Raw genomic sequence first — 7,406 nt, forward strand, 5'->3', positions numbered from 1 at the left:
GGGGGCAAGGAATAGCGATCCGCCAGTCGCCGAAACCCGACATCGAAGCAATGTGCTTTTGGGAGGAAGCGGATTAGATTCCAGGCATCCCACCAACAAACCGAGTGCACTGGAAATGACCGATATGTCGATGCATTTTTCTCAAACTGAACGAGACCTCGCCGCAGGCGGCGTTCTAACCATCGACCTTAAAGCCCTGCGCCACAATTATTCGACCATCGCAAAGCGCATTGCGCCAACCCGCACAGCCGCTGTTGTGAAAGCTGATTCTTACGGTCTTGGTGCAAACCGCGTCGCGCCGGCTTTTTATGAAGCAGGTTGCCGCGATTTCTTCGTCGCCCATCTTGGCGAAGCAATTACGCTCCGTCCTTTTCTCAATCCAGATGCGACGCTTTACGTACTGAACGGCCTTCAGCCCGGTACGGAAGCTGCCTGCGCACGCGAGAAAATCCTGCCTGTTCTCAACTCGCTGGAGCAGATTGAAAACTGGTCGGCACTTGCCGCAAGCCTGAACGAAAAACTGCCTGCGCTGCTACAGATCGATACCGGCATGTCGCGCCTTGGCCTGTCGGCCAAAGAACTCGACCAACTGGTCGATGACCAGCATCTTCTGGACCATATCGACGTCAAATTTGTCATCAGCCATCTGGCGAGCGGCGATGAGCCGGAAAACCCGGCCAATGCCCGTCAGCTTGCGGCCATGAATGCAGCGCTCGCACGTTTGCCAAAAATGCCGGTGGCATTTTCAAATTCCGGCGGCTGCTTTCTCGAAAGCACCTACCACTTCAATCTCGCACGCCCGGGCGTGGCCCTTTATGGCGTCGGCCCTGAAACGGGCGAGAATCCTATGAAGCCAGTCCTTGAGCTATCAGCGCGCGTCATTCAGGTGCGCGATATCGATAAGGGTGCGGCAGTCGGTTATGGCGGCACATTCGTAGCAAGCAAGCCCATGCGGATTGCAACCATTGCAGTCGGTTATGCCGATGGCTGGTTCCGCGCTTTGAGCAACAAGGGATCCGCCTTTTATGGTGATACGCGCCTGCCGATTGTCGGTCGTGTTTCGATGGATTCGATCACGCTTGACGTAACTGCCCTGCCGGAAGGCGCAATCAAGCTCGGCAGTCTGGTTGAACTCGTCGGCCCGCATCAGCGGCTCGAAGATGTAGCGCGCGATTGCGACACCATTCCTTATGAAATCCTGACTTCGTTAGGCCACCGCTATGCCCGTGTTTACGTGGATGGCGCAGCATCTGAAACAAAAGCATAATAATTAAGAGGCGAACATGCAGATCACCATTCTCGGCAGCGGCGTCATCGGCGTCACCAGCGCGTACTATCTGGCCAAGCTTGGCCATGAAGTCACTGTCGTTGACCGCGAGGAAGGCCCTGCACTGGAAACCAGCTTCGCCAATGCCGGCCAGGTTTCGCCGGGTTATGCATCGCCATGGGCAGCACCCGGCATTCCATTGAAAGCTGCCAAATGGCTGTTTCAGAAACATGCGCCGCTGGTTCTGCGCCTGACCACAGATCCGAAGCAGTACGCTTGGCTGTTGCAAATGCTCGCAAACTGCACCGAGAGCCGCTACAAGGTCAATAAAACCCGCATGGTTCGTGTGGCCGAATATAGCCGCGATTGCCTTGTCGCTCTGCGCGAGGAAACCGGGATTCAATATGACCAGCGCACACAGGGCACCTTGCAGCTGTTCCGCGAGCAGTATCAGCTCGACGGCATCGGCAAGGATATCGAAGTTCTGCGTCAGGACGGCGTGCCGTTTGAAGTGCTCGACCGCGAAGATTGCGTGCGGGTTGAGCCTGCTCTGGCCCGCGCCCGCGATAAGTTCGTCGGTGGCCTGCGCCTGCCGCATGATGAGACCGGCGACTGCTTTAAATTCACCAATGAACTGGCCAAAATCGCCGAAGGTCTCGGCGTCAAATTCCGCTTTGGCGTCGACATCAAATCGCTGCTGATCTCTGGCGGCAAGGTGTCGGGCGTTGAAACCTCGGAAGGCGTTCTGACGGCTGATCGCTATGTTGTGGCACTGGGCAGCTACACGCCCGCTCTGGTCAAGTCGCTTGGCCTGAATGCTCCGATCTATCCGGTCAAAGGCTATTCAATCACAGCGCCGATCATCAATGAAGAGCTGGCACCTGTCTCGACCGTGCTTGATGAAAGCTACAAGATTGCCATTACCCGCCTTGGTGATCGCATCCGTGTGGGCGGCATGGCCGAAGTCTCCGGCTTCACCAAAGACCTGCCAGCTGCCCGTCGCGCAACGCTTGATCTCTCGGTGAGCGATCTGTTCCCGGGCGGTGATCTTAAGGCTGCGACCTTCTGGTCGGGCCTGCGTCCAATGACGCCGGATTCAACCCCGATCATCGGTGCAACACGCTATGACAACGTGTTTATCAATGCAGGCCACGGTACTCTTGGATGGACCATGGGTCCGGGCTCGGGCAAGCTGCTCGCCGACCTCATCTCCGGCAATAAGCCGGATATCCGTGCCGACGATCTTAGTATCGCCCGCTACGCATAAACCACGGTGGCGAGGAAGCGAAACCAGAAATCAGTCCAGTGGACTGATTTCCCCGCATAGGCATTTTCTCTTGGCGCACAAAGATCGCCCTAGCCAATGAGATGGCGCAGAAGCCCGGCTGATGCGATTGCCACCACGACCGTTACAAGCATCGGAAACCGCGTTGCGGCAGCAATTGTCAGCGCAAGTGCAATCATATCCGCTGGGTTGCCGGTAAAAAACTCCGGCGCGATAACGCTAATCAGCACGCAGCCGGGCGCGCTTTCCAGCAGCATTTGCGCCCGCGGACTCAGAGTGCGATTGCGCAGGAAAATATAACCGCCGATGCGGGTCATGTAAGTGACCGTCGCCATCAGCAATATGGTCAGAGCGTGAATAGGGTCGATCATCATTCTGGCTTCGCCTGCTTCCAGGCCACGATAAGACCCGCCACAACACCAGCTGGCACATACCAGGCGCCAGGAACGCTCAGATAGGTTACGCCCGCAACGATGAGGCTCACCAGCCATGGCAGAGCGGCAACCGGTCCCTTCCACATGCTGGCAAGGATAACGATAAAGACTGCTGGAAACGCCATATCGAAACCGAAGCGTTTCACATCACCCAGAACCGGACCAACCAGCGCACCTATAGTCGTGAAGACAATCCAGGTTGCGTAAAGGCCGAGTGCGGCTCCAAAATAATAGCGAATGCTGAAGCGGTTTCCCGACTTGCGCGCATCGGCAAGACCAAGCGCCCAGCTCTCGTCGCACATGAAGAATAGCGCCAGAAATGCCTTGCGCTTCGGCAAATGCTTGATGAGCGGCGCAAGCGCTGCACCCATCAGGAAATGTCGGCTGTTTACCAGAAATGTGATCGCGACAATCAGCAGGATATGCGGCGGCGACGTCCAAAGTCCAATGGCAGCAAATTCCGAACCTCCGCCAAAATTCAGGCCGGTCATCATCGGCACTTCAACCGGGCTCAGACCCTTTTGTGTGGCCTGTGCGCCCAAGAGCAGTGCGAACGGAACAAAACTCAGACAGACGGGAATGGCTTCCCGCAGGCCACGCAGGCCTTCAGATCGCCGGGAGACGCCGCTTTGCCCCTCGACAAAATCCATACTACGCATCGACTATTTCCTTTTTGAAGAGCAACAATGCGCTCATTCCGAACCGGGAAAATACGTCAATTCGCGCAGATTATTGTTGCTTTCACACTCTCTATACACAAAATATTGGTTGTAAATATCAACAATTTGTCATTAGGCGCATTATAATGCCAACATCAATTGATGCAATTGATCGTGCCATCCTTCGGGTGCTGCAACAGGAAGGCAAGATTAACAACACCGAACTTGCCGAACGTGTTGGCCTCTCCCCATCCCCGTGCCTTCGCCGGGTGAAGCAGCTGGAAGATGCAGGCTTCATCGAACGCTATGTCGCACTGGTCGATGCTGCGAGGCTCGGAATGGGCTTCACCGTTTATGTGCGCATATGGTTGACCGGTCAGGACGAAGAGACTGTAACAAGCTTTGTGAAGGCGATTGAAAAGCTGCCGCAGATTGTCGAATGCCATTTGATGGCAGGTGATTGCGATTTTCTGCTGCGCGTCATTACGCCTGACCTGGAAGGTTTTAGAAAATTCCAGATGGAATATATCGGCAAGATAAAGGGCGTTCGGAACATAAAATCCGAAATCCCGATGCAGCAGATCAAGCGCTCATGGGTTGTGCCACTATAGGCGCTTTGGCTGACACATCAGAAACTCGGTGGTGTGCAGGCGCTCACCACTTCGCAGGCTACTGGCCCCACGCATTTGAACCGATGTGGCAGCTTGCTTGAGAAATAATAGGCATCGCCCGGCCCCAAGATTCGGCGCTCGCTACCGACCGTCACTTCGATGCGACCCGAAATGACGATGCCCCCCTCCTCGCCCTCATGCATGAGCAGAACCTTGCCGGTATCCGATCCCGGCTCGTAGCGCTCTTTGAGGATTTGCAGCGAACGGGCAAAGAGGTGGTCGCCCACCTGTCGATAAGAAATCGGCCCCTTGCCGATCTCCACCAGTTCATCCGCCTGATAGAAGACCTTGTGCGGCGCATCCGGCTCAAGCGCAAAAAACTCGGCCATTCCGATAGGAATTCCATCCAGAATGCGCTTTAATGCACCAACCGACGGATTGGACTGATTGGCTTCGATCAGCGATATGGTGGAATTTGTCACGCCAGCACGTTTTGCAAGCTCTCGCTGAGACAGATTCTGCCGCATTCGCACATAGCGAAGCCTGCCTCCGATATCGATGCTCATCGACGGTTCCCCTTATTGTTTATGATGTTCGATATATCACAAACTTCCGTTTCAAAGCACGTAATTTCAATGGCTTAAATTTCTGAAGAAAAGGACTTGTTGCCTTCGATAATGCATGGCCTCCTGCTCCCTAGAGCCTCATTCAAAAAGCGGCATGTGCGCGCGAAAATGGTGATTTTCGAGTACCGAAGCGCAGTGTACTTCAAGGTACATGAGCACCGGAACGCAGGAAATTGCCATTTGCAGCCGCTCAGGGCGACTTTTGGAACAGGCTCTCAAATAGGAGGTTTTAATGCTTAATAACACCAACGCGCCAAGTCTTGATAACTTCTGGATGCCGTTCACGGCGAACCGCCAGTTCAAGGCCGCCCCACGCCTGCTCGCAAGCGCTTCGGGCATGTATTACACCGATGTCGACGGCCATCAGGTTCTGGATGGCACGGCTGGCCTTTGGTGCTGCAATGCCGGTCATGGCCGCAAACAGATCACACAGGCCGTCGAGCGCCAGATCTCGACCATGGACTTCGCGCCGACCTTCCAGATGGGCCACAACATTGCTTTCGACTTCGCCGAAAAGCTTGCAGCCATTGCGCCCGGCGGCCCGGATGCCAAGCTTGATCGCGTGTTCTTCACCAATTCCGGCTCGGAATCGGTCGATACCGCACTGAAGATCGCCATCGCTTATCAGCGTGCCATTGGTCAGGGCACCCGTACCCTCATTATCGGTCGTGAAAAAGGCTATCACGGCGTTGGCTTCGGCGGCATTTCTGTCGGCGGCCTCGTCAACAACCGCCGCGTCTTCCCGCAGATTCCTGCAGATCATATGCGTCATACGCTCGATATTGGCCGCAATGCATTCTCCAAGGGCTTGCCTGAACACGGCATTGAACTCGCCGACGATCTGGAACGTCTGGTTCAGCTGCATGGCGCAGAAAAGATTGCCGCTGTCATCGTCGAACCAATGTCCGGCTCTGCCGGTGTTGTACTTCCGCCAAAGGGCTATCTCGAACGCATTCGCGCGACCGCTGACAAGCACGGCATTCTGGTGATCTATGACGAAGTCATCACCGGCTTCGGACGCCTCGGCACACCATTTGCTGTCGATTATTTCGGCGTAAAGCCTGATCTCGTCACCACCGCCAAGGGCCTCACCAACGGCGCAATCCCGATGGGTGCTGTCTTTGCCAGCCGCACAGTGCATGATGCGCTGATGACCGGCCCGGAAAACGCCATCGAGCTCTTCCACGGCTACACCTATTCCGGCCATCCGGTTGCCTGTGCTGCCGGTCTTGCCACGCTTGAAATCTACGCCGAAGAAGGTCTTCTGACCCGCGGCGCAGAGCTGGCCGAGCATTGGCAGAACGCGCTTCATTCGCTGAAGGGCGCGCCAAATGTCATCGACATCCGCAACCTCGGCCTCGTTGGCGCAATCGAACTGTCGTCACGCGAAGGCGCCATCGGCGCACGCGCTTACGATGTCTTTGTCGATTGCTTCAAGAAGGGTCTTCTGATCCGCGTCACCGGCGATGTGATCGCGCTTTCGCCACCGCTCATCGTGGAAAAAGAACAGATCGACACAATCGTTTCCATGATCGGAGATGCGCTTAAACGCGCGGCCTGATCACCACCCAGATCGAGCCGCAACTTGGCCGCCGCTTTCCCCTGCGGCGGCTTTTTTCTTAAGCATTTCCAGCAAAAGTACGAAGCGGTTTTGCGTAAGATAGTGCGTAAAAACAAACAGATAGAGAAGTTTTGGCATTATGCATAACCAGAACTTCTCTATGAATCACATTATGCGGAAAGTGGTCCAAGGGATTCTGCGCATTATCATTTTAGCGGCCACTATGTGCGAAGCCTCCAAAAGCGTAATAACGTTACATTACATCGCTAAATTTAGCTCTGCGACGGCGTAAATTTTGCCACCAGCGCATGACTATCGCCCGGATAAGTGAAGCGCACATGTGTCACCGGCTGATCGGCATTCCATGTCTGGCGCTCAACGACAAGACAAGGCGAACCGGCAGGCACGCCAAGCATCGCAGCGTTTTCCTCGGTTGAGACAACCGCACGGATGGAATGCTGCGCATTGCTCCAAGGCACGCAGGAAACAAGCCAAGGGCCGGGTGATTGCTCTGCAAAATCGGTCTCTCCCGCGCTCGGCACGGCATCAAGGCTGATAATGCGCTCTTCCAGCGCAAAGACCCGCTTCCCTGCATAATGACGGCAAACTAGTTCGACCAGCGGCGTGTGTCGCGGCATGTCGATATGACGCGCATCGGCGGGGCCGCTCAACCGCTCGTTTCGTTTCAGCAGCTCAAAACGATAAGGCTGCCCAAGCGCTGCGACCTCATCGCGAATATCATGGATTTCGAGAATCGCGGCTTGTGACTGCGGGAAAGAAACAAAGCTGCCCGAACGGCGCTTTCGCTCAATCAGACCGGCTTTTGCCAGCTGCGTTAGCGCCTTATTCACGGTCATGCGCGAGCAATTATAATACTCGGTAAGCTCGTGCTCAAACGGGATGCGATGACCGGGCTGCCACTCGCCAGAAATAATGCGCGTTTCAATATCATCCAGAATACGC

At 55.4% G+C, this 7,406-nt stretch carries 9 protein-coding genes and 1 pseudogene; 4 read left to right on the forward strand and 6 right to left on the reverse strand.

The annotated features are described in order from the left end of the window. The first annotated feature begins 115 nt into the window (after nt 1–115). Both alr and CEV34_RS03240 read left to right on the forward strand, forming a co-directional pair. A complete protein-coding gene (gene alr / locus CEV34_RS03235; protein WP_039860053.1) occupies nt 116–1,267 on the forward strand; it encodes an alanine racemase in 1,152 nt (383 codons plus the stop codon). A gap of 16 nt (nt 1,268–1,283) precedes the next feature. Beyond that, the gene (locus tag CEV34_RS03240) at nt 1,284–2,534 is read left to right on the forward strand and encodes a D-amino acid dehydrogenase (protein WP_007876203.1); all 1,251 of its coding nucleotides are present in this window, start codon (nt 1,284–1,286) and stop codon (nt 2,532–2,534) included. Between the two features lie 89 nt (nt 2,535–2,623). Here the strand turns inward: CEV34_RS03240 and CEV34_RS03245 are convergent, their stop codons facing one another. Both CEV34_RS03245 and CEV34_RS03250 read right to left on the reverse strand, forming a co-directional pair. Next, complete coding sequence (locus CEV34_RS03245) at nt 2,624–2,923, reverse strand: AzlD family protein (protein WP_007876204.1); 300 nt, start codon at nt 2,921–2,923, stop codon at nt 2,624–2,626. Next, nucleotides 2,923–3,636 (reverse strand): AzlC family ABC transporter permease, encoded by a 714-nt coding sequence (locus CEV34_RS03250; protein WP_007876205.1) that lies wholly within the window; start codon nt 3,634–3,636, stop codon nt 2,923–2,925. Before CEV34_RS03250 ends, CEV34_RS03245 begins: the two co-directional genes overlap by 1 nt. A 155-nt stretch (nt 3,637–3,791) precedes the next feature. On the opposite strand from CEV34_RS03250, the gene CEV34_RS03255 reads away from it, so the two are divergent. Then, the gene (locus CEV34_RS03255; RefSeq protein WP_007876207.1) at nt 3,792–4,256 is read left to right on the forward strand and encodes an Lrp/AsnC family transcriptional regulator; all 465 of its coding nucleotides are present in this window, start codon (nt 3,792–3,794) and stop codon (nt 4,254–4,256) included. Between the two features lie 17 nt (nt 4,257–4,273). On the opposite strand, the gene CEV34_RS03260 is transcribed toward CEV34_RS03255, so the two are convergent. Beyond that, the gene (locus tag CEV34_RS03260) at nt 4,274–4,822 is read right to left on the reverse strand and encodes a cupin domain-containing protein (protein ID WP_007876209.1); all 549 of its coding nucleotides are present in this window, start codon (nt 4,820–4,822) and stop codon (nt 4,274–4,276) included. A gap of 113 nt (nt 4,823–4,935) precedes the next feature. Further along, nucleotides 4,936–5,062 (reverse strand): annotated as a pseudogene (locus CEV34_RS26655) (flagellar basal body P-ring protein FlgI); the annotation flags it as partial. 52 nt (nt 5,063–5,114) lie between these two features. Here CEV34_RS26655 and aptA point away from each other — a divergent pair. After that, the gene (gene aptA / locus CEV34_RS03265) at nt 5,115–6,443 is read left to right on the forward strand and encodes an omega-aminotransferase AptA (RefSeq protein ID WP_007876210.1); all 1,329 of its coding nucleotides are present in this window, start codon (nt 5,115–5,117) and stop codon (nt 6,441–6,443) included. Here the strand turns inward: aptA and CEV34_RS26930 are convergent, their stop codons facing one another. After that, nucleotides 6,444–6,581: a hypothetical protein gene (locus CEV34_RS26930; RefSeq protein WP_171380199.1), complete on the reverse strand. Its 138-nt coding sequence runs from the start codon at nt 6,579–6,581 to the stop codon at nt 6,444–6,446. 134 nt (nt 6,582–6,715) lie between these two features. Next, on the reverse strand, nt 6,716–7,406 hold a 691-nt coding region (gene hutC, locus CEV34_RS03270; RefSeq protein ID WP_094543204.1), incomplete at its 5' end, for a histidine utilization repressor.

The organism is Brucella pseudogrignonensis (assembly GCF_002252525.1).
Classification (GTDB): Bacteria; Pseudomonadota; Alphaproteobacteria; order Rhizobiales; family Rhizobiaceae; genus Brucella; species Brucella pseudogrignonensis.